General features: G+C 65.8%; 14 protein-coding genes and 1 pseudogene. 6 read left to right on the top strand and 9 right to left on the bottom strand.

The features are described from left to right. Positions 1-7 precede the first annotated feature (7 nt). Together ACW173_RS00160 and ACW173_RS00155 are read left to right on the top strand one after the other, a co-directional pair. A complete protein-coding gene (locus ACW173_RS00160; RefSeq protein ID WP_492082885.1) occupies positions 8-946 on the top strand; it encodes an alpha/beta fold hydrolase in 939 nt (312 codons plus the stop codon). A 336-nt stretch (positions 947-1,282) separates the two neighbouring features. After that, entirely contained in the window at positions 1,283-2,779 is a 1,497-nt protein-coding gene (locus ACW173_RS00155) for a tyrosine-type recombinase/integrase (protein ID WP_492082884.1), read from the top strand. 734 nt (positions 2,780-3,513) lie between these two features. Here ACW173_RS00155 and ACW173_RS00150 read toward each other — a convergent pair. From ACW173_RS00150 to ACW173_RS00125, 6 genes are all read right to left on the bottom strand, one after another. Continuing rightward, entirely contained in the window at positions 3,514-4,653 is a 1,140-nt protein-coding gene (locus ACW173_RS00150; RefSeq protein ID WP_492082883.1) for a zinc-binding dehydrogenase, read from the bottom strand. Positions 4,654-4,678: 25 nt separating this feature from the next. Continuing rightward, positions 4,679-6,271 carry a class I adenylate-forming enzyme family protein gene (locus ACW173_RS00145; protein ID WP_492082882.1) on the bottom strand — a complete coding sequence of 531 codons (1,593 nt, stop codon included), beginning with the start codon at positions 6,269-6,271 and terminating at the stop codon, positions 4,679-4,681. Positions 6,272-6,290: 19 nt separating this feature from the next. Continuing rightward, positions 6,291-7,568: a spinster family MFS transporter gene (locus ACW173_RS00140; RefSeq protein WP_492082881.1), complete on the bottom strand. Its 1,278-nt coding sequence runs from the start codon at positions 7,566-7,568 to the stop codon at positions 6,291-6,293. A gap of 91 nt (positions 7,569-7,659) precedes the next feature. Further along, positions 7,660-10,011, bottom strand: coding sequence for a TonB-dependent receptor (locus ACW173_RS00135; RefSeq protein WP_492082880.1), 2,352 nt, complete (start codon positions 10,009-10,011; stop codon positions 7,660-7,662). A 108-nt stretch (positions 10,012-10,119) separates the two neighbouring features. Further along, positions 10,120-10,728 carry a glutathione S-transferase family protein gene (locus ACW173_RS00130; RefSeq protein ID WP_492082879.1) on the bottom strand — a complete coding sequence of 203 codons (609 nt, stop codon included), beginning with the start codon at positions 10,726-10,728 and terminating at the stop codon, positions 10,120-10,122. A 98-nt stretch (positions 10,729-10,826) separates the two neighbouring features. After that, the gene (locus ACW173_RS00125; RefSeq protein WP_492082878.1) at positions 10,827-11,426 is read right to left on the bottom strand and encodes a TetR/AcrR family transcriptional regulator; all 600 of its coding nucleotides are present in this window, start codon (positions 11,424-11,426) and stop codon (positions 10,827-10,829) included. 236 nt (positions 11,427-11,662) lie between these two features. Here ACW173_RS00125 and ACW173_RS00120 point away from each other — a divergent pair, with 236 nt between their 5' ends. Together ACW173_RS00120 and ACW173_RS00115 are read left to right on the top strand one after the other, a co-directional pair. After that, positions 11,663-13,495: an AMP-dependent synthetase/ligase gene (locus ACW173_RS00120; RefSeq protein ID WP_492082877.1), complete on the top strand. Its 1,833-nt coding sequence runs from the start codon at positions 11,663-11,665 to the stop codon at positions 13,493-13,495. Between the two features lie 313 nt (positions 13,496-13,808). Then, positions 13,809-16,622 (top strand): ATP-binding protein, encoded by a 2,814-nt coding sequence (locus ACW173_RS00115; protein ID WP_492082876.1) that lies wholly within the window; start codon positions 13,809-13,811, stop codon positions 16,620-16,622. Here the strand turns inward: ACW173_RS00115 and ACW173_RS00110 are convergent. Next, positions 16,586-19,399 (bottom strand): ATP-binding protein, encoded by a 2,814-nt coding sequence (locus ACW173_RS00110; protein WP_492082875.1) that lies wholly within the window; start codon positions 19,397-19,399, stop codon positions 16,586-16,588. The genes ACW173_RS00115 and ACW173_RS00110 overlap by 37 nt on opposite strands. A gap of 212 nt (positions 19,400-19,611) precedes the next feature. On the opposite strand from ACW173_RS00110, the gene ACW173_RS00105 reads away from it, so the two are divergent. After that, positions 19,612-22,314 carry an ATP-binding protein gene (locus ACW173_RS00105; protein WP_492082874.1) on the top strand — a complete coding sequence of 901 codons (2,703 nt, stop codon included), beginning with the start codon at positions 19,612-19,614 and terminating at the stop codon, positions 22,312-22,314. On the opposite strand, the gene ACW173_RS00100 is transcribed toward ACW173_RS00105, so the two are convergent. Then, the gene (locus tag ACW173_RS00100) at positions 22,292-24,088 is read right to left on the bottom strand and encodes a TonB-dependent receptor (RefSeq protein ID WP_492086060.1); all 1,797 of its coding nucleotides are present in this window, start codon (positions 24,086-24,088) and stop codon (positions 22,292-22,294) included. The genes ACW173_RS00105 and ACW173_RS00100 overlap by 23 nt on opposite strands. Beyond that, a pseudogene (locus tag ACW173_RS00095) lies at positions 24,089-24,571 on the bottom strand (TonB-dependent receptor plug domain-containing protein); the annotation flags it as partial. A gap of 122 nt (positions 24,572-24,693) precedes the next feature. Here ACW173_RS00095 and ACW173_RS00090 point away from each other — a divergent pair. After that, entirely contained in the window at positions 24,694-26,028 is a 1,335-nt protein-coding gene (locus ACW173_RS00090) for an MFS transporter (RefSeq protein ID WP_492082873.1), read from the top strand. The last annotated feature ends 50 nt before the right edge of the window (positions 26,029-26,078 follow it).

Here is a 26,078-nt window from a genome sequence, read left to right as displayed (position 1 = left end):
CATCAGAATGGCTCTCAAGGACTTCACGACCGCCCGGCGCGGCCTTCTAGGCTCGGCCCTGATCACCGCCCTCGCGGCAGGGCTCCCAAGCGTCGCGCGCGCCGCGAGCGGCGCGGTGAACGCGCCCACCCAGTACGTCGACGTCGGCGGCCGAAAGCTGGCCTATCGCAGCGTCGGTTCGGGCCAGCCCATGGTGCTGTGCACCCGCTTCCGGGGCACGATCGACGACTGGGACCCGCTGTTCCTGGACAGCCTGGCCGCCCAGGGCTTCCGAGTCATCACCTTCGACTATTCCGGGCTGGGCCTTTCCACCGGCGAGCCCACCTTGAACCCGTTCGCCTGGGCCAAGGACGCCGGCGACCTGATCGCGGCCCTGCAGCTGAAGTCGGTGGTGCTGCTGGGCTGGTCGCTGGGCGGCGTCGCGGCCCAGGCGGCCTTGTCGATCTTTCCGGACAAGATCAGCCACCTCGTCCTGATCGGTACGGCGCCGCCAGGACCAGCGGTCAAGCTGGCCGAGCCGCTGTTCTACGAGGTCGCGGCCCGCGAGAACGACTTCGAGGACGAGGTGATCCTGTTCTTCGAGCCGAACGCGCCCGCCAGCCGCGCCGCCGCCAAGGCCAGCCATGACCGCATCGCCGCCCGCACGGCCGAGCGCGCGCCGCTCGTACCCTATCGCTGGGCCGCGCTGAACATCGGCGACAAGCCCAAGGCCAATCCGTTCCCGGCCCCGCCGATCCTGGCGATCCTGAAGTCGACGACCATCCCGATCCTGCACATCGGCGGCGACCACGACCTGATCTGTCCGATCGAGAACTGGTACGCGCTGAACGACCAGCTGCCGACCTTGCAAATGTTGACCTATCCCAACGCCGGCCATGGGCCGCAGCACCAGCATCCGGTCTCGAGCGCCGCGCACATCGCCACGTTCGTGAAAGTGAGCGACTAGGCGCGCGAACGCCGCCTGGCGGGCTTCTAAATGTTGGGGATCTCTTCGGAATGGTGGGGGTCCAAGCCATGCTTGGACCCCCATGGTGCCACGACAGGGACTCGAACCCTGGACCTCAGCCTTACCAAGCAATTTCAATGACTTAGACGAATATTCTCATGTAGTTCTATCTATTGTTTTTGTTGCCCTTCTGTCAAGAGGGGCATTGCGGGACGTTCCCACCGTTTCCCGCCAATTGCTTCCCGTCGCTTACCCCTCGCTTACTGATGACAAGAGCTTGGGCCCATGGCCCACTGTTGCTCGCGCGGGCGCTTCCTCCATCGGAGGGGCATAATCATGCGCGGACGCAAGCTCACGCTGCGGCTGGTCGCCGCCCTAACCGCCCACAAGGCGGACTATTTCGTCTGGGATAGCGAGGTCGCCGGCTTTGGCCTGAAGGTCACTCCGACCGGACATAAGACCTACGTGTTGCAGTACCGGCACGAAGGTCGCAGCCGCCGGTACGTCATTGGGCCGAACGGCTCTCCCTGGACCGTCGAGACGGCTCGCGCTGAAGCGCGCCGGCTCCTGGGCCAAGTGGTGACGAATGTCGACGTCCAGACCGAGAAGATCGAGCGCCGGTCCGACCCGACGGTCGCCGAGCTTTGTGATCTCTATCTCGAGTTTGGCCTGGCCACCCGCAAAGCCAGTTCACGGGAGGCCGCGCGCGCGGATTTCGAAAACCACGTCAAGCCTAGGCTCGGAAACCGGAAGGCCACGAGCATCATCCGCGCGGATATCGAAAAGCTTCTCGTCGATATCGCCAACGGGGAGACCGCGCGGACGAACAAGGGGGCCAAGAAGAGAAGCCTGTCACGCGTCCGGGGCGGCAAGGGCGCCGCCAACAGTGTTGTGAGGACCCTTTCGGCGGCATTCGGCTATGGCGTCGCCAACGGTGTTCGAGGCGACAATCCCGCCGCCGGCGTGACCAAGTACACTGAGCGCAAGCTAAACCGGTTTCTGTCGCCGGACGAGCTCGTCAGGCTCGGCGAGGCGCTGCAGGCGGCCGAGGCCGTCGGTGTCGAGAACCCCTATGCCATCGCCGCCATTCGGCTCCTGGTGATGACGGGCTGTCGGCGCAACGAGATCCTGGAGCTTGAGCGCCGGTGCATCGACTACCCCAACCAATGCCTGCGCCTGCTCGACAGTAAGACCGGCGCGAAGGTGGTCCATGTCGGTGGCGCTGTCATGGATCTGCTCCGTGAGATCCCTGCGGTGGAGGGTAACCCCTACGTGTTGCCAGGCCCGGGGCGGGAAGGTCGGCTGGTCAATATCCAAAAGGCGTGGGTGCGGTTGCGAAAGGCCGCGGGCTTGGACGATGTCCGTATTCACGACCTGCGGCATTCGTTCGCCAGCTTCGGCGCAAACGCCGGCGACAGCCTCTTGGTGATCGGCGCGCTGCTCGGGCATCGCAGCGCCAAGTCGACCGAACGCTACGCTCACTTGGCGGCGGGGCCCATTCAAGACGCCGCCCAGCGCATCTCTGGAGAGATCGCCGAACTGTTGGGACGTCCTCCTACGGAGACAGAGGGGGTCACGGATTTCGCAGCGCTGACCAAGGCAGACGTCGAGCCGGTGCGAACCCTCCTCGGCGAAGTGATCAAGGCCAGGTGGCTGGACACTCAAGATGTCTCGGCGCGGCTAGGACTGACCGTGAAGACACTGCAGACATATCGGTGGTTGGGCATAGGGCCGCCCTTCCAGAAGATCGGCAAACGGGTCGTCTATTCTGAAGATCTCGTGGACAGATGGAGAAGCACCCCGGCCGCCAAGGCGCTTGCGACCACAGAATAGTGGACTAACGCTGCTTCTGCGGCATGCGTCGGCAACAGCGAACTACGCCGCGCCGATCAGGCGTTGACAGGCTCGTATGCTATGCGAGCGGGTCGGTGTCATTCATGGTTGCATATCATTGGTACCAATCCGCGGGGGAGAACCGAGCGATTTGAGCAGAACACGCTACGGCGGGCGCTCGTGCCATGGCTCGGCCTTTCTGGCCAAAATACGAATTACGTTCCGTTGAAATAGCTCGCGTAAGTCGGCTTCCGGACAGCGTCGCCTCTCCGTTGCGGTAAGCTACGCTAATGGACCGGCACGAGACCTTCACTTTCGTATGCTTGGCTCACAATGAGGTCGCGACCTTCGTTGATGTTTGCGAATGCTCGGTTGGGGAAGCTCGCCAGCGCGTGAGGCAGCTCTTTTGGGAGCATGCCAGCGCCGCCAAGATAGAAGTTTGGCGCAGTGACGTGATCTGGGAAGTCCTTGATAGACAAGGTGTCCGCGCGATAAGGGGCTCGGAGCCATCGATATCGACGAGCCCTCGGCTAGCCGTCGGGGGGGCGGATCAAGGCTCCTCACCAGACAGCGTATGACGAGCGGGGTCATGGTAAGCATGCATCTTGACCGCACGGCCCGCGCCGCCATCGGAGGTGCGGTTCAACCGCTTGAAAGTTGACATGCTCGTGATTGGACGCCCCCCGGCTTGCGGCCACTAAGCGCTGGCGGGCCGGGAGGCGTCTCGATGCGGATCAGTCGTTAGGCGCAATCAGGTATTTCTCGCCGGTCGCGCGACGCGCATAGGCGGCGATATTCTCCAGATCCATGGCTTGGCTCAGCGACAATGTTTGCTGGTAATGGCTGGCGAAGGTCGTGGTCAGCTCCTCGGAGACCCTCTGGCGAAGCCTGGCCACGGCATCGGAGCCGATCCGCTGGAGGAAGGGTGTCAGAAGCCAGGCGCCAATCGACCAGGCGAATCCGTAGGACCGCGAAAGCTCGGTTGGCCCCATGTCGAGCCCACCATAGATATAGCCTTGCTTGAAGGTGTTTGACCCATAGCGACTATAGTCGGGCATCTGGGCGACCGCGGCCTGCTCCATCGCCGTCAGAATCTGGCCGAGCAGACGACCGCCGCCGATTGCATCGAAGGCAAGGGTCGCGCCGGTTTGAGCGATCGCCGCGGCCAGGTCCGGCAAAAAGGTGTCGGAGGTCGAGTCCACCACATGCTTGGCCCCTTGATCGCGGAGCAAGATGACCTGAGCAGGACTGCGCACCACATTGACCAGCTCGACACCGTCGGCCAGGCAGATCCTGTTGAGCATCTGCCCGAGGTTGGACGCGGCCGCCGTGTGCACGAGGGCGGTGTGGCCCTCCCGACGCATCGTCTCAAGCATGCCAAGGGCGGTCAGAGGATTGACGAACGAGGAGGCTCCGTCCCGGGCGCTGGCACCTGGTGGCAGAACCATCGCGTCATGCGCTTTGAGAGTGCGAAATTGCGCGTACATCGATCCACCGGCGATGGCCACGCGTCGCCCCATCAAGGCCTTGGCGGCATCGGCGTCTCCGGTGGCTACGACGGTTCCGGCGCCTTCGTTGCCGACCGGTAGGCCAACCCCAAGGCGCGCGGCGAGGCTGCCTAGCGCCCGCTCAGGAACCTGCGCCCTCACGACCGGCCCATGAGCGCCAACCTCGACCCGGGCTTCGCTCATGTCCGCTCCCGCAAACAGCAGCGCCAAGTCGGAAGGGTTGATCGGCGCGGCTTCCATTCGCACCAGGATCTCGTCGGACCCTGGCGGCGCGACGGCGATCTTGGCCAGCGAAATCTCCAGCTCACCGTCGAGGGAGACTTTTGACTGAAGTTGCAAGCCGCTGGCGGGGATCTGTTGGCTCATGAAACGTTCCTTGCCTGGCTAGAAGTCAATGTTGGTTGAGCGGTTCGGCGAGCGGCGCGGTGTCGCGGGACGCCGTCGGGTTCCAGGAGGCTCTGAGCTCGCGCTTGAGGACCTTGCCGATCGGCGAGCGAGGAAGCTCATTCACGATGCGATAGGAGGAAGGCCGCTGGGTCTTGTTCAGCCGCTGCGCGACGAACTGAGAAAGGTCCTCAATGCCTATGCGCCGTCCTGGTCGCTCCGTGACGAAGGCCACTGGCGTCTCGCCCCAACGGTCTGACGGAACACCGACCACAGCCACCTCCTGCACGTCGGGATACTGGGCGATGACGGCTTCGAGGTCGCTCGGATAGATGTTGAAGCCGCCGGAGATGATCATGTCCTTCTTGCGCCCGATCAGCTCGAGGAAGCCGTCGTCGTCGAAGCGACCAAGGTCTCCGGTTCGGATGAAGCGCGCGCCGCCGGCGTCAAACCATTCAGCCTCCGCCGTGGCGCCGGGACGGTTGTTATAGCCCGCCATCATCGCCCCTGACCGACCCACCACTTCACCGACCACGCCTGGGCCGACTTCAAGGCCGCTTTCGTCGACCAGACGCACATCGTGCCCGGGCGCTGGACGACCAACGGTGTGGAGTTTGTCAGGATGGAGGTGAGCCGCCAGAACCAGAACCCCGCCACCCTCGGTCATGCCATAGTAGTCCACCAGGCCGCCGGGCCAGCGGCGCAGGACCTCGGCCTTTAGTTCGGCCGGGAACGGCGCAGAGGTCGAAAACTTCGTTCGGAAGCTCGACAGGTCGAACGTGTCGAATCCGGGGTGCTGCAGCAGTCGGCGATATTGAACCGGCACCAGCATCGCGTGGCTCACGCGATGCCGCTGCGCCAGTTCCAGGAACGCTGTCGCCTCGAACTTTCTCATCAGCACGGCGCAGCCGCCCAAGCCCAGGGTCGGCAGGAAGGCGGCCAGGGTGGTGTTGGAATAGAGGGGTGTTGACACCAGACTGACAATCGAAGGGCTGCCGTCGAAAGCGCCCATGCCGCCGATCGCGCTCCAACGCATCTGATGGGTGTGGACGATGCCCTTGGGCGTGCCCGTCGTGCCCGACGAGTAGATGATGTTGAAAACGTCCTCAGGACCGATGTCCACCGGGATGGGCCGCGATCCGGGCGGCGCCAGCCAGTTCTCGAACGACTGATGAGGGGCGGCAGCGTCCAGCCCGACGATCTTGACGTGCGGATCGATCGATCCGGTCAAGCTCGCCGCAACCTCGGCATCCACGAAAAGCAAACGCGCGTCGCAATCGGCGAGCATCAGTCCGATCTGGGCGGCGGTCGAGGAGGTGGCCAGGGGCGAAACGACGACGCCGCACCGGATCGCGCCGACAAACACGGCCGCATAGACCAGTGAATTGGCCGCGCACACGGCGATGCTGCCGCCGGGCTGGACGGTGTCGCGCTGCAGGGACGCGGCGATCCGATCCGCAAGGGCGTCGAGCTCGCGATAGCTGACGCAGGTCTCGCCATCGATAATCGCAAGCGCATCGGGTCGCTCAGCGGCGTGAGCGCCGAGCACTTGGCCGAGCGTCCCGAAGGGGCGCGAAAGGATTTCGGTCACGCTGGTCATCAGCTGTCTCCCGCAGATCTTAGAATTGCAGCTCGCGGTCCAATCGAAGGCTCGCGCGCCAGAAGAGGAAGGCCGGGATCAACCCAAAGAAGGATGCGGCCAGCAAAACGACGCGTACGCTGTTGACGCCAAACGCCGGGGTCAGGAGGTCGGAGAGCGCGCCGAAGGCCAGGGGGCCTAACCCCAGGCCAATGAGGTTCTGGCCCACGGAAATCACCGCCACGGCCATTGCCCGACGATGCGGTGGGATCACGCCTTGCACGACGGCGAACGCGGGACCGTACGACAGGCTGTTGAAGACCGCTGGCGCGCAGATCAGCAGCATCGAGATCCGCCAGTCGGCGACAGAGTAGCCGCCCAGCAGAAAGGGCCAGGCCAGGCTAAGTCCGACAATAGGCGCGGTCAGAATATGGCGGGCGGACAGGCGGCCGAAGCGCTCGGCCAAGGCGCCGCCTAGCCAGGTTCCAAAAACGCCCGCCAGCCCGCTGCTGAGCCCGAGCCACAGGCCGACCTGGCCAGCCGACAGGTGATGGCTGCGCATGTAGAACGCGGCCGTCCACACGCCCTTGCCGTAGCCCAAGAACGAAACGACCGTCGCGGCCGCCAGAAGCAAAACGAAGGCCGGGGACGCCAGCAGCAGGCCAAGGGTCATCTTCAATGGCTCGGCGGCGGGCGCGGCCTGAACCGATTGGACGCCGGTTCGGCGTGGATCCTTGACGGTCAGCACCAGCAGCAAGGCCACCAGCACACCCGGCGCGCCAAGTGTGAGGAAGGTCGCGCGCCAGCCGATCTTGTCGGCCAGGAAACCCCCAAGAACAAGGCCCAGCAAGGATCCGATCGGTATGCCCATGCCGTAGATCGCCAGGGCAGAGGATCGCTTGGCCGGCTCGACCATTTCCCCAATCAGGGCGTGGGCGGCGGGCGTGCCGCCAGCCTCGCCTATGCCGACGCCGACGCGAGCCAGCAGCAACTGGATGAAGCTATTGGCCAGGCCGCAGAGCGCTGTCATCAGAGACCAAGCCCCAACGCACAGGGCGATGAGGCCGACGCGATTGGTCCGCGGATGGTCGGCCAACCGCGCCAGAGGCAGGCCCAGAAGGGTGTAGAGCAGGGCGAAGGCCAGGCCCGCCATCAGCCCCACCTGAGTGTCGTTGAGACCAAGGTCCTTTTTGATCCCTTCGGCCAGAATGACGATGACCTGACGATCCAGGAAGCTCAGGACGTAGACGACGAGCAGCACCGCCAAGGCGTAGCGCGCGCTCTTGAAGCGGTTGTCGGCGGTGGGGTTCTGGCTCACGGGGTCACCTGGTGTGCGGGAAAGGCGCGGAGGGCGTCGAGGCGACGCCCTCCGCAGGTGCGCGGGTAGGGAGTCCGCGAAGGCGTCAGCGTCAGAAGCGCAGATCCACGCTTAGCCCGACCCGCCGAACGGAATCGGGGCTGAAGTACTGGACGTATCCGCCGGGGTTTAGGGCCGTCACCGGAGTCGGGCTGATCTGGGCGGCCCAACGCTTGTCCAGAAGGTTGCTGCCATAGAGCGAGACCGCCCACCGCTGGTCGTCAGCGGCGACGCCGATGCGGCCGCCGAGCAAGCCATAGGCCTTCTGGATCGTGCCTGGATCACCGTTGACCGAGTAGTTGGTGTCGTCCTGCCAATTCCAGTTCAGGCGAACCAGGCCATGGGTCTCGACAGTGAGGGCGTGCTGGTAGTTCACGCCTGCGCCCAGCACCCATTTGGGGACGCCGGCCAGGGGCAGGCCCTTGGCGTTGAAGAAACCGTCCAGCGAATTGGGACTGGCGGGCGGGGCCGTACAGGGGCCGCCCGCCGCCACCTTCGGCTGGCCGAAGTAACACTGGACGCCGTTGAAGTCCTTGTAGACCGCATCGGTGTAGGCGCCCCCGAAGGTCAGGGCGAGGTCCTTGACCGGTTGGGCGACGAGGTTGAACTCGACACCCTTGGTGCGGATGGAGCCGGCGTTGGTGATGCGTGTGGTGTAGGTCGGGCTGGAAAGATCAGCGACCTGCGCCTGGAAATCCCGCACCTTGGTCCAGTAGGCCGCCAGGTTGAACTGCAGGCGGCGATTCAGGAAGGTCGACTTGAAGCCGGCTTCATAGCTCGTGGGAATTTCCGGCTGCACGCGCTGGTCGCCGGTGATCGTCGTCGCCGAGAGGCCGCTGAAACCGGGGCCCTTATAGCCGCGCGAAACGGTGGCGTAGCCCATCAGGTCCGGCGAGAGGGTGTAACGCAAACCCGTTCGCCACGAGACGTTTTCGTTGGACTGCGCCTGAGTGAAGGTCAGCGGCACCGAGCCCGGGATCAGGGGGCGCCCCGGCGTCAAAACCCGCTGGTAGTCGAGCGTGAGCTCATCCTTTGTCCAACGACCGCCGACGATCCAGTCCAGGCTCGGCGTCAGGTGGACAGAGCCCTGGCCAAACACCGCATAGCTGTCCGAGGCGATCTGGTTGAAGGTCGTGGTCTGAAACGTGGTGCCGGCTGGCTGGCTGGGTACTGTGCGGATTGGGACGCCGTTGGACGCAGGCACGATCCAGGTGAGCTCGCCGGCCTGGGTGATCTCGGAGTCGGCGTCGCTGTGGAAGAAGTAGAGGCCGGCGACATAGTCGAACCGTTCACCGATCGGCGAGGTCAGCCGAAGCTCCTGAGTGGCCCATTCGGTTTTTCCGCCGCCGCCGTTGGAGTCGATATAGCTGACCGTCGTCAGGTCGCCGTCATAGGCGCCGCGACGCTTCGACTGGCGATAGGCGCTGATCGAGGTCAGCGTATGGTCTCCGAGTGCGTAGTCGACCTGCAATACGGCGCCTTGGGCGCTGCTATGGGCGAAGGATGCGCCGTTGGCGGCGACGTCGAGGTTCTTGGGTCCCGCCACCACGCCGTATTGGCGATTGATCACGTCAGGCGCGTAGCCGGGGGTCGTCTTGCGCCAGGTGGACGAGCAACAAAAGGCGTCGTTCTGGGTTTTGTCAGCCGAGAAATAGATCTTCAGCTTATCCGACGGCTCCCACAGAAGCTTCAGAGCGCCGCCGGTGACGTCTTGGGGGTCTGTGCCCGTGCCCCCGAGCGCGACATTTCGCACAAGTGCGTCGCGCTCGGAGCGGTTGACCACGAACCTCAAGGCGGCATGGGATCCCAACGGCATGTTGCCAACGATCTCAAGCGCGCGCTCGCCCTTGTCGCCGAAGCGACCTTGGGTGCGCACCGAAGTCTCGTCGAGCACCGGCCGGCGCGTCACATAATGCACAAGACCGGCCGAGGCGTTCTTGCCAAACAGCATGCCCTGGGGACCGCGCAGGATTTCCACCCGCTCGACGTCGCTCAGGGTCGCCAGGCTCGACGGATCGGCCAGGACAACGCCGTCCACCACCGTGGAGATGCTCTGTTCGACCCCGGCCGAGAAGCTGCTGGTCCCCAGGCCTCGGATGAGGAAGCTCGACGCCGCGCTGGACAGGGATTGTTTGAAGCGGACGCTGGGATCGATCAGCTGCAGTTGCTGGGGCTGGGTAATGTTCAAGGCCGTAAGGGTGTCGCCACGAACCGCGGTGATGGCCACGGGAACGGACTGAACGTTCTCGGCGCGCTTTTGCGCTGTTACGACGACCTCATCGACGACAGGCGCCGCGGTCTGGGCGTGGGCTTGCGCGGCCACGATCAAGGGCGCGCCCGCAGCGCAAGCGGCAAGGCGACGAGCAAGGCCGTTGGCGCGTGAAATCTCACCTTTGAAAATCATGATTATTGCCTCCCTTTTCGCCGGCTGAGCCGGTCGTCTTTGTTCGGTGTCGACGCCCTGGACGGGACGTCACGGACACATTGGCAATTCAAGCAAACGTTTGTTTGATTAGGCGGCAGCGCTTTGTCGCGACGAGACGCCGGCCCACCACCGGGTGACATTCAGACAGTCGTCTGGAATCGGCACGCCGATGTGGCGCCCGAAATCGACCGTGCTGAGCGCGACGATATCGGCCATCGAATAATCTCCGGCGATGAAGGCGCGATCGCCCAACTCGGCGTCTAACCAGCGATAGGCTCGCTCCGAGTGGGCCCGGTTGGACTCGCCAAATTCCGTATACTGATGGTGGAGCGCGGCGGTGTACGGGTGGGTGTGCCGCCAGATCTGAGCGATCGGCATCATCACCTGGAACTCGATGCGTCGAATCCACATATCGACTCCGGCGCGCGCGCGCGCCTCGGCGCCGAACAGCTTCGGACCGGGAAGAACCTCATCGAGGTAGCGGCAGATGCTGACGCTTTCGCAAAGGTGCGACCCGTCGTCCAACTCCAGGACCGGCACTTGGCCTAGGGAGTTGATTTGCAGGAACGCCGGCGCCTTGTGGGCGCGCTCACGCAGGGCGAGCGGCACTTCTTCGATGTGCGCACCCTTTTCCGCCAGGAACATTCTGACGCGCCTGGGATTGGGCGCCGGATTCTCAGCCCCGTATAGCTTCACGTCTCCCCCTTCCGCGGCTCTTTGGCCGCTAGCTTGAGTGACGGACAGGCTGTCAGCCACTAAGTGACAGTACTGTCACTTAGTGGGCATGGCAAGCTTCAGGTGGCTGCGCTTCCGTAGCGACGCGCCAAGGCCTCCGCGCCCGCGACAATGGCGGTCGCGACGTCATCAATAAGCTGATCGTCATTGCCGCCTTCCAGACGCGCAGCGAGAAGGCCCGCCGTGCCGGCCACCATCAACCAAGCGAAGTTCTTGGCCGCCGCCGCAGGAAGGCCATAGACGCGCTGCAGTCCGCCGGCCCAGGCCGCCGCATTCGTGCTCTGGATCGCCCGGGCCTTTTCCGCCAGACCGCCACTGTCGCTAGATAGGCGAAAGAACAGCTCCCCTCGCTCGTCAGCTCTCTGAAACCAGACGCGCAGCGCGCCTTTGATGCGGTCCTCGAAAGAGGCGTCCGATTTGAGCGAGGCTTCCCAGCGCTGGACGTAGTACGCGTGCTCTCGGTCAAACAGGGCGCTCAACAGGTCGTTGCGATCGGAAAAATAGCGGTATGCGAGCGCTCTGGCGACGCCGGTCCGTTCGGCCACGCCGTCCATAGTCACGGCGGCCACGCCTTCCGCCACGACGATCTCGGCGGCCGCGTCCATGAAGCGCTCGCGTCGCTCGAAGCCCTTGATCCTGTGTTTGACTGGTTCGTTCACTTCGATGTCCCGCAGGCGTCGCCCAAGATGACGCCCCGTCTTCATATCCAGAGAACGGGCTGGCCAGGCAAGACGGTTGCCGACGCGCAGGTCAACAGGGGGGGCATGCCTCCCTCGGCGTCTCGACTCCATGGCGTTGCCTTTGGCGGGGGCCCTCATGCCAGCGAGGCTTGCGAAAGGCGCAATTGACAGTGTCGCGGAGAACCGATCATTTATTCTCCAAACGGAGAAGAAAATTGGAGGATCTCGTGGCGGAACAGACGAACAATTGCGGTGAGACGCTTCTTTCGGCGTTGCAGACGATCGTCGCGCGAGACCCGACGGCGCCCTTCCTGATCGAAGGGGAGACGGACCGCATCTGGTCGCGTAGCCGGTTTGTCGAGGACGCCGAGCGCTTGGCGGGAGGGCTCGCGGACCTTGGCCCGCTTCGCGCTGTCGGCCTGTTGATGAGCAACCGCCCAGAATACTTCATGATCGACATCGCCGCTTTGATGGTGGGCGCAACGCCGGTGTCGCTCTATCCGACGGCCTCCGCCGAGCAGCTGAACGCCTTGGTCAGTCACGCCGACATTGACGTCCTGTTTGTCGAAGCCTCCAAACTATCCGTCGTCCTGGCGGCGATTGAAAACACGGCTAGGCCACCTACGATCGTGGTTCTGGACGGGGCGTGGGCGCCCCTGGTCGTGGCGACGGACGCCGCCCTCGTCGGCTTCGACGCCCTGGCCTGCGGGGCGGTCGAACCGATCAGCCTGGCAGATGCGGTCTCGCGCACCAGGCCCGACGACTTGGCCACCATCGTCTACACCTCCGGTTCCACGGGAGAACCCAAGGGGGTTTGCCTCACTCACGCAAATCTCTTGGCGGGGGCGGTCGACATTGGCGCGCGCGCTGGCGTAGCCGACGGCGACGCCATCATCTCATGGCTGCCCCATGCCCACGTCGCCGAGCGCACGTGCCACTACGCCTGCGCGCTGCTATTTGGCCTGACGGTCACGACCTGCGCGGACGCCCAAGACCTTCCGCGGCTGCTCGCTTCGGTCGAACCCCATTGGTTTGGAGCGTTTCCACGCTTGTGGGAGAAGCTCAAGCTGAGGGCCGAGGCGGATCTTATCCATCGACACGGTCGTGAGACCGTGGCCGCCGCGCTCGAACGGGCCCGCGAGTATCTCAAAGCAGCCACCACCGGCGAAACCCGGACGGCAGAGTTCGAAACCGCCGACGCGCAGATTTTCGCCCCCCTGCGCCAGCGGCTCGGCTTCGCGCGCGCCAAGACGCTCAATACTGGCTCTGCGCCAACACCGCCAGCAGTGCGAGAGTTCTTCGCCTGCCTGGGCGTTTCGATCGGCGACATCTACGGCGCCAGCGAGACCTCGACGGCCGGAACCATGGCCGCGCGGGGAACGGGCTTGCAAGCCGGGGCTGGCACGCCGCTGCCGGGCATGGAGATCCGCATCGATCCAGACGGGGAAATTCTCCTGCGGGGCGCGGCCGTCATGTCGGGATACCACAAGGCGCCGGAGGCGACAGCGGAGGTCCTGTCTCCCGAGGGTTGGTACCGTACGGGCGACATCGGCACGATCGATGCCTCTGGGGAACTGTGGATTACCGGGCGCAAGAAGGAACTGATCATCGGCCTGGGCGGACACAACATGTCGCCAGCCTATATCGAGTCCGTCCTGAAGGGAGAGGGCGGCCTCATCGCGCAGGTTTGCGTGATCGGCGATGGCCGCCCGTTCAACACCGCTCTCGTGGCGCTCGATCCCGATCTCGTGCGGGCCCACATAGATCGCGGCGCGGGCCCTGATCTCGCTGAGGTCGCGGGAGCCTCTTGGCTCGGATCGCATGTCGCCGAAAGACTGGGTGCAGCGAACACGCGCTTGGCCCGGGTCGAGCAGATCAAACGTTTCGCGGTCGTGCCAGAAGCGTGGCTGCCGGGCAGTGCGGTGCTCACCCCGACGCTGAAGCTGCGCCGAACAGCCATCGGCGAGCTCTACGCCAATTTGATTGAGCGCCTCTACGCTCCGGCATTGGAAGCCGGGTGTCTGGAGCCGGTGGCCCCTGGGCCCTGACCCAGGACGCAACGCGCTCTCGCTCCAAAGTTTCTCCAGGGAGAAATCAACAGGGGCTGGCAGCCAAGGTCACTGTCCGTCTGCCGGCGTGGCTGAGGGACACGTCCTGCTGCCCAGATGGGCGCTCAGGCCCACGAACGATGCCCGGCGCCTGGTCATTTCCTACCGTGATCGCCTGTTAGCTTGCCGACTAACGTGCAGTTGCCCTTTCCGACTGCTATGGTCAGGCCAATTCGCGTCCCCCCTCTGTTCTGGGAGACACCGAAGCGTCGCACCATCCTGGCTCTCGCCGCCCGCTGTGGATTCTTTGTCTATGTCCGACCTGGCTTTCGGACCGTTCGTCATCGCCGCCGATGGCCAGGCCCTCTATCGTGACGGTCGGGCCGTGCGCTTGGGACCCCGGCCGCGCCGAATCTTGAGGCTCCTGGCCGAGCGTGCCGGAACCACGGTGGCCAAGCGCGACATACTGGAAATCGTCTGGCCCGACGCCGATGTCGTCGAATCCAATCTCACAGTCCACATCACGGCCCTTCGCCAGGCCTTGGGGGACCCGAGCGCCGACCCGCGCTACATCGTCAATGTTCCCGGTCGCGGCTATCGCCTGATCGCCGACGTCGAGACGCGCGCCGAGCGGTCCGTGCCGACGGCCGAGTTGACCTGGGCGCGGCAGAATCTACCGGCGCGGCTGACGCGAGTGGTCGGTCGTGGGGAAGACTTGTCCCGCATCGACGCCCGGCTCGAGGCAGGCCGTTTCCTGACCATCACCGGGCCCGCCGGGGTGGGCAAGACCACGGCGGCGCTTTCCGTGGCTCAGTCAAACCTCGGCCGGTTCGCCGACGGGGTATGGTTCGTGGACCTAGCCCCACTGACGGATGGAGAGCATGTGGCCTCCACGATCGCCGCGGCCCTCCGGCTTGAGCTACCCCCGGGGGAGCCCGTCGATGCGCTCGTCTCGGTCCTGGGAGATCGAAGCGCCCTGGTCGTCGTAGACAACTGCGAGCACGTTATCGATACCGTCGCTTCGGTGGTTGGGGCGATCGCAAACGCTTGCCCGACCGTCAAGGTGCTGGCCACCAGCCGTGAACCCCTCAACGTTCCGGGCGAGGTCGTCTATCGTCTTCCACCCCTGGCGACGCCGCCGACAACCTCTGACGATGACGTCGATGCTGTCCTGTCCTATCCTGCCGTCCAACTGCTGGCCGAGCGGGCGGCCGCCACCAGCACCGCTTTTGAGATCACCACGAGCAACGCGCCTCTGGCCGCCGCGATCTGCCGGCGTCTCGACGGCGTTCCGCTAGCGATCGAGTTCGCCGCGGCGCTCGTCGAGACGTTCGGCCTGGCCCAGATCGCCGAGCGGCTGGACGAACACCTACGGCTGCTGCGCGCCGACCGACGCGGCGGCGCGGCCCGGCACAGAACGCTGGACGCGGCCCTGGAATGGAGTTTCCAGCTGCTCTCCGATGACGAGCGCGTGGTGCTTCGGCGCCTGGCGATCTTCGCGGGCGGGTTCACGCTGGAAGCGGCTGAGGCGATCCTACCCGACCCCGGTTCGAACATCGAAGTCGGGGAAGTCCTCGCCAGCCTCACCCTGAAATCCCTCATCCACGCTGACGTGAGCGAAGGCGAGCTGCGCTTCCGCGTCCTGGAAACCACCAGGGCTTTCGGGTTGCTTCGGCTGGAGGCGGCAGGCGAGCGCACCCTCCTGGCAGATCGCCATGCGCATTATTTCAGGGACTTCCTCCGGCGCGCGCGGGCCAAGGTCGACCATGAGCCCATCGCCGCCCACGGCGTGGAGATCGGCAATGTGCGGGCGGCGCTTCGATACGCCCTCGGCGCCGACGGTGATCTTGACCTTGCGCTCGGCCTCGCTGCCGGGGCCTTGCCTCTGTGGCTTGGCCTTTCGCTTCTGGCCGAATGCCATACTCGTCTTGAAGAGATCATGCCCAGGCTGTCGGCCGAGCAGAAGGCCTCGGTCGAAGGGTGGGACCTGGCCGTGGCAATACGGACTGCGGCGATGTTCACCAAGGGCGCTCCCCGCAGCGCCAAGGCGGCGTGGGCCAGGGCGCCGGAGGCGGCGGGCCTGATCGTCAACTCAGTGACGCCAACGGCCGACCTCCTGACCAATTGGACCTGGAACATTCGCCTGCCGAACTATGCGGAAATGTCACGCTTGGCCGGCGCGCATGCCGCATACGCCCAGTCCACGGGCCTCGCGCACGATGCGATCATGTCGGCCTGGGTGAGGGGTCTCAGCGCCCATCACCTGGGTGAGATGGCCGTGGCCCACGCCCACCTTTCGCGCTTTCTCGCAATCGAGACGATCGAGGATCGCCGTGTCTTCGTCAGCCATACGGGCTTTGATCGCACGCCAGGCGCTCGTGGAATGCTCGGCGCCACCCTGTGTCAGATGGGGCGTGTACGCGAGGGACTCGGCGAAATCGAAGCGGCCGAGGCCATGGGCCGACAAACCCAAAAGGCCCTGCCCATGGCCGAGGCGCTCATGTACGTGGGGGCCGCGCGGTTGATCGCTCGCGAGGATCCCAGACGGATCGCGACGGTCCTGCGGGAAATCCTCGCCGTCGCCAAGACCAACCGGTTGGACAGCCACTACGGCGTGGCCATTGGCCTTCTGGGCGTTTGCCAATCTCGCACCGGCGATCTCGAGGACGCCGAGGCGCGTCTGGCGGAGGCCCATTCGGTGCTGGCGGAAAGTCACTACGGCCCATTCGTGCCTTGGTTCACCGGGGTCATGGCGCTTTGCATGTCGCGGTTGGGACGGCAAGACGAAGCGCTTTTTGCGCTCGATCGTTTCCGGGAGTCCGACATCAACGGCCCGGCCTGGTGCACGCCCGAAATGCTGCGTTGTGAGGCCCTTGTGCATCGGGCGGGCGGAGACGAGAGCGCCGCGCGCGCGACCCTGGACACCGCGATCGCGTTGGCCGAGCGACAGGGCAGCCTGGCCTGGCTCGCCGGCTTGAGGCTGGCTCGCGCCTCGGAAGACGGCGCGCCGTCGCGGCTTGCCCTCGAGGACCTTGCCGCTACGCTTCGACGTCTTGAAGGCGGCCGCCTTGTCGACCTGGCGACCCTTAATCACGGCAAGCCAGGATCGGCGCGCGACGTGGCCTGAGGATCCAGGCTCTCCAAGAGAGCCCGGGCGGCGCGGACGTCGCGTGTCGCCGCGCCTTCTGAGAGACGCCCGAGCGCCGCTCGCAGGGGACGAAGGGCTTCGTCGCGCCGTCCCTGCGCCGCGCGTAGACGCGCCAAGCTGCAGGCTGCGCGTAACTCGAAGGCCAAGGCGTCGCCATCGCGGGCGGCCGCCAGGGCGTTGAGGTAGAGCTTCTCGGCGTCCTCGGGCGCGGCGTCTTGGCGTCTCGCTCCACTGAGGCGAAGCATTTCTGGAGCGCACCAGCCTGTTACGCCGGCCAGGGCGCGCGCGTCGAGCCGGTCGTCGAACCAGCGTGGATCAAGGCTCGCCAGCTGCTCCTGCTGGAAGAGCGTCGTCGGGCCCACGGCTGGAGGCGGCTGGTCGGTCGCCAGGAGTGTCGCGTAGTGTTCGCCCAGGACCAGCCAGCGTCCGAGGTCGTGTCGCCGCGCGCCGGCCAGGAGTCGGTCGACATAGGACCACGCCAGATCTTGGTCGCCTCGCCAAAGCGCGACTGGGCAAGCGGCAAGGGCGAGGGCTTGGACTTCGGCGAGGGCGCCGGCCGTCGCAGCGAGTACGCGACAGGCTTCGACGGTTTCGGCCGCTTGGTCGGCGAAGCCCTCGATCCACTGGGTGCGCGCCAGGATCGCCCGCATCGACACCTGCGGATCGACCACGGCCCGGTTGTAGACGAGGGGGATGGTGCGGCCCTTGTGTGCGAGCACCCGCCGCGCATCAGATCGGGCAAGGCCGAAGTCGCCGGCGAAATGCGCTGCTTGGGCGCGGACCCGATGGGCCAGCAGGATGGCCAGCGGGTCTTCGGTTCGAGCGGCGCTGGCCATCAGCTCTGCTGCATAGCCCAAAGCCGCCTCGTAGGCGCCATGCTCAATATGGGCGACGACCTTGGTCTGGAGCGGTTCGATGCGATAGCGGTTGGCCCCGAGCCGATCGGCGAGCTCCATCGCGCGCGCAAACGAGACGTCGGCCGCCGGCGCCTCCTTGCCGGTGTTGAGACTGAAGATGCTCAGCCCGACGTTCAAGCGCAGTTCGACAAGCGGGTCTGGATCGACGATACTGTTCAGCCGCTGAGCAGCGCGTTCGGCGCGTCCGCGGAATTCGTCCACCAGGGAAAGCTGAAAGGCGAAAGGCAGCGTAGCGGCGCTGAGGCGGATGCCGGCTTCCAGATCGTGCCCCTCGTCCAGGGCCCAGTCGAGCACGGCCCGGACGTCGTCGATGCGATAGGCGTATCGTTCACGCCAGCGATCGGGCGGCAAGATGCTCCAGTCGCTCTCGGCCGTCTCCATGACCTCAGCCAGATGCGTCGCCTGCGCGCGCATGACCGCACTCCATTCGCCGCAGGCGCGCAGCTTGTCGGCGGCATAGTCACGTGTCGCCTCCAACAGGCGATAGCGCCCCCCGCGCGACGGTCCCGGCAACAGCAGCGACTTTGCCACCAGGCCCACCAGATCGCTTGGAAAGTGGCTGTCGAAACCGTCCACGGAGGCGGCGGTCATCGCCGCTTCAACCGGAAACCAGCCTCTGAACACCCCGAGGCGCCGAAACAGAACCTGCTCGGTTGGACTTAGAAGGTCATAGCTCCAGTCCAAAGTCGCCTCCAGGGATCTTTGGTGAGGGAGCGCGCCGCGGCGCCCGCCGAGCAGGCCGCCAAAACGTCGCTCGAACTGCTCGGCGAAGGCCGAAACCCCGAAGATTGCTGCGCGCGCCGCCGCCAGCTCGATGGCGAAAGGCACACCATCAAGTCGACGGCAAACTTCCGCGATCAATCCCACCTCCGATTCCGACGGCTGCTCGCTCGCCCCGGCTTCGCCCATGCGCAGCGCAAAAAGCACCATCGCTGGAAAAGCTAGCTGGACAGCGGCGCCCAGGCCTTCCTCTCGCGGCGGGACGGCGAGGGGACCGAGGTGAAAGAGGCGCTCGCCTTCCAGGCGCAGAGGTTGCCGGCTCGTGGCCAGGACCACCAGGCCGGGACAACGGGCGAGCAGAAGGTCGCAAACTTCGGCGCAGGCTTCGACGAGATGTTCGCAATTGTCGATCACCAGCAGGACAGGCTCGCTCCCGACGTGGGCGGCGATCGCGTCCAGGCTTGGGGCGGGATCCAGTCCTAGGCGCGTTCCGATCGTCGTCGCCAGCTGCGCGGGCTCCGCCAGCGGGCCAAGATCGACCCAGCAGACGGACTTGGTGCAACTGGGCGCGGTCACCACCGACCGGGTCAGGCTGCTCTTGCCCATTCCGCCGGCGCCGACGACCGTCACGAGACGCTCGGCGGCGATCAGTTTCGTCAGACGCAGGTGCTCGTCTGCGCGACCGATCAGCCGCGCGATCCCGGCCTCAAGGACCGGTCCGGTCGAGGTCACCGGCTCGGGCCGGTCTTCGAAGACGTCCTGGGCGAAGCGGTAACCCTTTCCCGCCTCGTGCTCCACATAGGCTTCGCCCAGAGCCTTGCGTAGGCCGACGACGGTCACCGCGACGTTGGACGCCTCGACGACGATGTCGGGCCAGACCCGCGCCAGAATCGCTTCCCGGGTGAAAAATTGGCCTGGAGCTTCGAGCAACAGGGTTAGGATCGCCCCGGCCCGGCTGCCCAATTTGATCCGAACGCCATTCTCGTAGAGCTGATTGCCCGCCTCGGCATAGCGAAACGGGCCAAACCGATGGGCGCGCGCCTTCGGAAGGGTTTCGTCTTCGCTTTGCTGGAGGTCCGAGCCGTCTCGCATTCCGGCCGCCGATTGAATTGAGCTCATTTTTCATAGCGCCTCCACTGGGCCGGGGTCGCAAGTAAGCTGAGCGTTAGCTCGAAGGCAGGCGCTCCCGCGCGGTTCTCGCAGACCCCGATCCCGCTGACCGTAAGTCCCAGCGCTTACGTTTGACGGCCGGCGAAAAGTGCTAGTGGCTGGCCTTTACACCCCTACCGGCGCGGCCATGACGCGCCCGTCGGTCTGGTCGAGGATCGCGGGTGAGCGACGAGCACAGCGAACATTTCGGCGAAGCGGCCCTGACCTTCGGCGCCTTCCGCCTCTTTCGCTCGCGCCGCATCCTGGCCGAGGGCGACGTGCAGGTTCGGCTGAGCGATCGGGCGCTGGACATCCTGATCGCCCTCGTCGAGCGCGCCGGAGAGGTGGTGACCAAACGCGAGCTCATGGCCCTGGCCTGGCCTGACACCTTCGTCGACGAAAGCAACCTCAGGGTCCACGTCGCGGCTTTGCGCCGGCTGCTGGGCGAGGGGCGGGCGGGCGAACGCTACATCTTGAACAATCCTGGACGTGGCTACGTGTTCGTCGGCCAAGTTCAGCGCGCGCCGGGCGGGGCCGCACCCGTCCTCCCGGCGCGTCCGCATCCAGGCTTGCCGCCGAGGCAGGGGCGGTTGATCGGCCGTGAAGCCGTGCTCGACGATCTGGCCGTGCAGACGGCTGTTCGCCGCTTCGTGACCATCACCGGCCCAGGTGGCGTCGGTAAAAGCTCCCTGGCGGCCGCCCTGGTTGAGCGGCTCGTCCAAACGATGAATGCGCGCCCAGTCTTCGTTGAGTTGGCTGCTGTCCGCGATGCGACGCTGCTGGCTGCGACCCTGGCCACGTCGATGGGGGTGTCGGCGCATACCGGCGACCCGCTCTCCAGCTTGGCGACGTTCGTTGGGGAACGGGACTTCGTGCTCGTCCTGGACAACTGCGAGCACCTGTTGATGGCGGTGGCCACCCTGTCAGAGCGCCTTCTGCGCTCGGCGCCGGGGCTGCGTATCCTTGCCACCAGCCGCGAGCCGGTTCGAGGCGACGGGGAATGGGTCTACCGGTTAGCGGCCCTGGAGGCGCCGCCGCCGTCCAACGCTCCAGATCCGCGCGGGATGCTCGACTATCCGGCGGTCCAGCTCTTTCTTGAACGCGCGGCGGCAAGCGTCGAAAGCTTGGTTCCGACCGACGAGGATCTGCTGGCCGCCGCCGAGGTTTGCCGAAGGCTCGATGGCTTGCCCCTGGCTATCGAGCTGGCCGCCGCCCGAGTGGACATTTTCAGCATACCGGGCCTGCTCAAGGCGCTGGATGAGCGCATGATGCTCATGGCTCAGGGGCGCAGGACCGCCGATCCGCGTCAGCAGTCGCTCCAGGCGACAATGGATTGGAGCCACAGTCTCCTGTCGCCGCGCGAGTGCGTTGTTCTTCGCCGCCTGTCGATTTTCCGGGGGCCATTTCTCCTGCAGTCGGCGGCGGCGGTGGTCGGCGAGCCTGGCTTGGCGCCGAACGCGGTGCTCGAAGACGTCATGGCGCTGACCATGAAATCCCTTATCGTCGCCGACCCCAGCGGTCCGTCGATCCTCTACCGCCTCCTCCACATGACCCGGGCCTATGCCGAGGAACGCCTGGCCGAGGCGGGAGAAACTGAAATCCTGGCGCGGCGCCACGCCGCCCATTTCAACGGCTTGCTCAACGAGGCCCAAGAGCGCTGGGATACCTTGGGACGGGCCGACTGGCTGGCTGAGTACGGCCATACCGTCGAGGACGTGCGCGGCGCGCTGGAGTGGGCTTTTGGTCCACGTGGCGATGTGGCCCTAGGGGCCGCGCTCACCGCCACCTCCTTCCCATTCGGATATCAGTTGTCGCTGATCGACGAATACAAGCGCCGGATCCAGGTGGCGCTCGAGGAATTGGCCAAGGTCAGTCCGGCCCATCTGGTTTCCGAGATCCGGCTGACGGCGGCGCTTTGCTCGCTAAACCTCAATACGGTTACCGATCCGGTCGAGCTTAAGGCCACGTTCGATCGCGTGACCGCGCTCTGCCTCCGCATCGATGATCCGCGGCATAAGGTGGAGCCTCTCTTGAAGGAAGGGCTCTATCTCCTGGAGCAGGGCGACTACGCTGCGGCGGTCGCGCGATCGGATCACGTCTCGGAGATTGTACGGCGAGCCGATGACCCGCTCGCCATCCTGCTGGCCGATCGAACCGGCGCCCAGATCCACCATCACGCCGGCGACCAGGTGCGCGCGCGCCAGCTCGCCGAACGCGTCCTGAGGCACCCGGCCAAAGGGATCCCGATGAGTTACGCCCAGACAGCGGTCGACCGGCGGATTTCCATGCGCATCATCCTCGCGCGGATTCTCTGGCTCGAGGGCAAGGCGGCGGAGGCGGCGACCCTCGCGCAGGAAGCCTTGCAATTGGCCGAACAGGACGGCCCCTTTGCCATTTCCCAGGCCCTGGCGCTCGGCGCCTGCCCGATCAGTTTCTGGAACGGCGACTTTTCCGCCGCTGAGGTGCAGGTCGAACAGTTGCTGGACTACACGCGCCGGCACGCACTGGATCGCTGGCGGCGGCTGGGCGAGGCGTATGCTGCAGTGTTGGCCGGACGACTTGGGCGCCTTGCCGCCTTCGAACCGGAGCCTGCGGGCCTGATGCAGCATGAACTCCTGGTGACGATCGAGCCCTCGCTGGTGACCGACGAGCTGGTCGCCCGTGCGCAGGCCGGCAGGAGTGGATGGTGCGGTCCGGAAATCCTCCGGGCCGACGGCGCCAGACAAGCGCTTTGCGGCGACCTTGACCTGGCGCAGGCCCGTTTCGAAGCGGCGGGCGCGGCGGCGCGGGCCATGGAGGCCGTGGGATGGGCGCGGCGGGCGGCCGACAGCTTGGCCGAACTCGCATCAAGGTCGTCCCCGCCTAGCGACGCAGGGAGAGCGTGAACCAGATCGTCCTCGGGCGAGCGGTGGTGACAACACGCGCGAGATTGGCGTCGAGGCTCTTGCCCGCGACGGGGGCGTAGGCATCGAGAAGGTTTTCGACATCCAGGGCGGCGCGCCAGCCATGCTCGGTCTCGTAGGCGACATGGGCGTCGGCGACGCCATAGGCCTTCAGGCGGAAATAGGCCGGATTGCGTGGAGAGGTCAGGACGCCGCGACCCGATTGCCCGTGGGCGTCCAGGCGCATGTCCAGCCGTCCCGTCGCCGAAAGCGCGCGGCGGTAGGCCACGCCTCCGCGCCAGGTCCAGTCGGGGACATTCGCCAGCTTGTCGCCCGCCATAAGCTGGAGCGCCGGGTCGGTTTGCCGGGGCTGCGGGCCAACGAGGTGCGCGTCGTTGTAGGTCAAGCCGAAGTCCGCGGTCCAATCTGGCGTCAGCGCGAGTTCCGCCGTGGCCTCGAAGCCGCGCGAACGCGCCTTCCCAGCATTGGCGATGTAGCTGAAGAGCTGGGTCGGCACGAGTTGCTGCAGGTCTTTCCATTCGATGTCGAAGATCGCCCCCTCCAGGCGCAGTCGTTCCATCGGCGAGATCTTCCACCCCAGCTCGTAGTCCCAGACCGAGTCCGACCGGTATGCCGGAGCGCTGAGGTCGAAGCCTCCGGGATAGTTTGGCCCACCGGCGCGGAAGCCTTGGGCGGCCTGCGCGAAGACGACGCCGCGGCTTAGCGCATAGGAAATCCGAAACGTCTTGAAGAGCCTGCCTTCGGACGACGCCTGGACAGGCTGAGCGCCGGTCGGCTGGCCTGGAAAGAACTGCTGGACCAGGACCTGTTGGTCGCTTCTTTCAACGCGAAACCAGCGCCCGCCCGCGGTGGCCGACAGCTTGGGCCCAAGGCGGCGCGTGAGCTCGCCGAAGGCCGCGAACTGGTCGAAAGTGTCCTTGTTGTCACGCGCAAACAGCCGGTTGCGCGCGGTTCCGTCGTCGGCGTAGTCGATCAGGCCGTCGGCGCCCACCTTGGCCACCTGCCCCCGTCGATGCGTGATGGCCCTTTGCTCGAAGACGCCGGCGATCCAAGACCAAGGCGCCAGGTTGTCAGGCGATGCAAGCCGCGCTTCGGCGGACCAAGCGCTGAGGCGTTGGTCCGCCGCGGAGGCGGCCGGGACGATCGCGCCGCCGCCCGCGCAACCGGCTGGCCAGGAATACTCGATGCAGCCCAGTTGCTTGAGCAGAAACCGGGTGGTGTCCAGGGTCTGGCGAACACGACGGTGTTGGTAGGACGCCGATGCCGACGCGGTCGCCCATCCAAGATCGTACGAGGTCGCCAGACCGCCCATGGCAGATCGGTCTTTCCATGGCGTGCGCACGAACCCCTTGGACACGAACCGGTCGCCTGCGGTCGCGAACGCGGGGTAGACCTCAAAGGCGTTGTCGGTCTCCATGTCCTGGAAATAGCCGGTGAGCGTCGCCTCGAAACGGCCGCCCGGCGCGTATCGCACGGCCAGGCGACCGCCTTGTGTCCTTTCGGTGTTGCGATTTTCGCCGGCGATCTGGGGCAGGGCGATGTCGGAGCGCCAAAGATCGTCGATCCATCCGCCCTCGCGTCGGACGTAGCCGCTCACCCTGGCCGCCAGCCGGTTGTCGATCAGCGGAAGGTTGATCAGCCCGCTAAACCGATAGGAAGCGTCCCCGCCGCTCGTCGCCCCGATCCCGCTCTCGACAGCGGTTTCGAGGTTCGACATCACCGGCGCGCGAGAGAGAATCCTGATCGCCCCGCCCATAGCCCCATTTCCGTAGAGCGTGCCCTGGGGACCGCGGAGAACCTCGATGCGATCAACGTCCCACAGCTTCAGGTCAGGCTGGCTGTCGCCTGTGTCGAGCGAGGATCCTGGCAAGCCGCTGATCGGTATGTCGTCATAGTAGAGCGCGACCTCAGGTTCGCCGGCCGACTGCAGCCCTCTCAGAGCATACCGCTTTTGGCCAGGGCCACTGTCTGTATAGGTCAGGCCGGGTACAAGCGCGGCGAAGTCGGCCGCGTCGTCGGCGTGAGCGCGCCGAAGCTGTGGGCTCGTCAGGACCGACAGGGCCGTCGGCGTGTCGAAGGCGCGGGTCGACCGCTTGGCGGCGGTCACAACGACCTGCTCGAGATCGTCAACTTGAGCCTGCGCGCTCCAGGCCAGGCAAGCGCCGGCCAAACCCGCCAGGAAACCGGTGGGCGTGCGGATTGCGGCGCCGAAGCGGCGATGTGACGATCCTGCCCCCATGATCCGACAATGCCGCGATCCTCGGGGCGCTGTTGTGAATCGTTGTGAATCTGACCTTTAGAACCCGCTCGGCGCGGAAGGGCGCCGTATCGTCCATCGACGTTTCGAAGATGGAGTCGGCCGTGGACGATCCTGAGCATACGCCGCTGACGGAGGTGAGACGACTTCATCTCCTCGTCGTGCTCCTCGCGGCCGCCGCGCTGGCCGTCGACTTGACCGAGATCGCGCTCGGCGGCGCCCTGGCCACGATTTTCAGCGCGCCGCCCAACCGCCTGACGCCGTCCGCGCTCGCTTGGCTTTCGTCCGCGCCTTATTGCGGCGCCATTGTCGGCGCGCCCCTCGGCGGGCTGGCCGCCCGCCGTTGGGGTTACACCCGGGCCCTGGCCGCCTCGCTTTTGTTGATGGGGGCCACGTCCGCGCTTTGCGCGGCGAGCCCGGACACCGCCTGGCTCGTGGCGGCGCGTGGACTGTCCGGGTTGGCGCTTGGCGCTATTCCACCGTTGTTGATCGCGTGGCTGACGGACCTGGCGCCGTCGGGGCGGCGTGGTGTCGTTGTCCTGATGACCAGCGCGATCGCCTATTGCGGCCCGCCGCTCGCGCTCTTTTGGCTGCGGGGCGCCAGTATAAGTCCGCTGGCCGGCCTTGAGGCCTGGCGCGGGCTGTTCGGCGTCCTGGCGCTCTTGGCCTTTGCCTTGTCTCCGCTCTTCCTCCGCGCTCCCGAGAGCGCCGCATGGCTCTCGGCCGTCGGGCGCGCGGACCGCGCCACCGCACAAAGGCGCAGGTTCGAGGCCTCGCGCGTGGTCCCGCGGTTCGAAGCGCGCGCCGGGCCCTGTCGGGAGGCTGCTCCACGAGCCGCCTCGCCGTGGCGGCGAAACCTTTTCCTGGTTTCGGTTCTCTATTTCCTGCTGCCGTGGGCCGGCGTCGGCTTTCCCCTCCTGACGGGACCCGTCCTGCTGTCGCGGGGCATGAACCTTTCCGACAGCCTCTATTTCGTCGCCCTAGCGGCGTTTGGACCGGTGATCGGCGCCGTCGGCGCGTGCCTGGGCGTCGATCGATGGCCGAGGTCTCGCAGCCTGGCTTGGCTGGGAGGAATCATGTTGGCCTGCGTGGGCTTGTTCTTCGGCTTGCCGAGCGCCTTGGCCTCCGGCGTGGCGGTTGTCGGCTTCGGTGTCGCGGGCGCTCTCTATGTTCCGGTCATGACGCTGCTCGCGGCCGAGCTCTTTTCGCCATCGACCCGAGCCGCGTCAACGACGCTGGCCTGGTCGGTCAACCGCCTGGGTGCGGCGCTCGCGCCGCTGACACTCTTGCCGCTGCTCAAGATCGGCGGAAATTTCACCTTGGTCGCGGTGATTTTCTCGGCGCTCGGCGCCGGGATCGCCCTCGTCGTCCTTTGGCGTCCGATGGGCGCGCGCAAAGCCTGCCAAAGACCGGCGCTTGCGTCTCTTAATACCCCTTAGGAACCCTTAGCGCGCCTTGCCGCCTCGTCTGTGGCTCACTTGGGCTGACA

It is taken from the genome of Caulobacter sp. ALps2, from assembly GCF_058681635.1.
This window is presented reverse-complemented; position numbering and strand designations above follow the sequence as displayed.

Excerpts from the sequence above, each read along its gene's own strand:
- ACW173_RS00155 (WP_492082884.1), top strand. The coding sequence starts at position 1,283 with ATGCGCGGACGCAAGCTCACGCTGCGGCTGGTCGCCGCCCTAACCGCC.
- ACW173_RS00110 (WP_492082875.1), bottom strand. The coding sequence starts at position 19,399 with ATGAGCTCAATTCAATCGGCGGCCGGAATGCGAGACGGCTCGGACCTC.
- ACW173_RS00150 (WP_492082883.1), bottom strand. The coding sequence starts at position 4,653 with ATGAGCCAACAGATCCCCGCCAGCGGCTTGCAACTTCAGTCAAAAGTC.
- ACW173_RS00115 (WP_492082876.1), top strand. The coding sequence starts at position 13,809 with ATGTCCGACCTGGCTTTCGGACCGTTCGTCATCGCCGCCGATGGCCAG.
- ACW173_RS00135 (WP_492082880.1), bottom strand. The coding sequence starts at position 10,011 with ATGATTTTCAAAGGTGAGATTTCACGCGCCAACGGCCTTGCTCGTCGC.
- ACW173_RS00100 (WP_492086060.1), bottom strand. The coding sequence starts at position 24,088 with ATGGGCGGGGCGATCAGGATTCTCTCTCGCGCGCCGGTGATGTCGAAC.
- ACW173_RS00145 (WP_492082882.1), bottom strand. The coding sequence starts at position 6,271 with ATGACCAGCGTGACCGAAATCCTTTCGCGCCCCTTCGGGACGCTCGGC.
- ACW173_RS00160 (WP_492082885.1), top strand. The coding sequence starts at position 8 with ATGGCTCTCAAGGACTTCACGACCGCCCGGCGCGGCCTTCTAGGCTCG.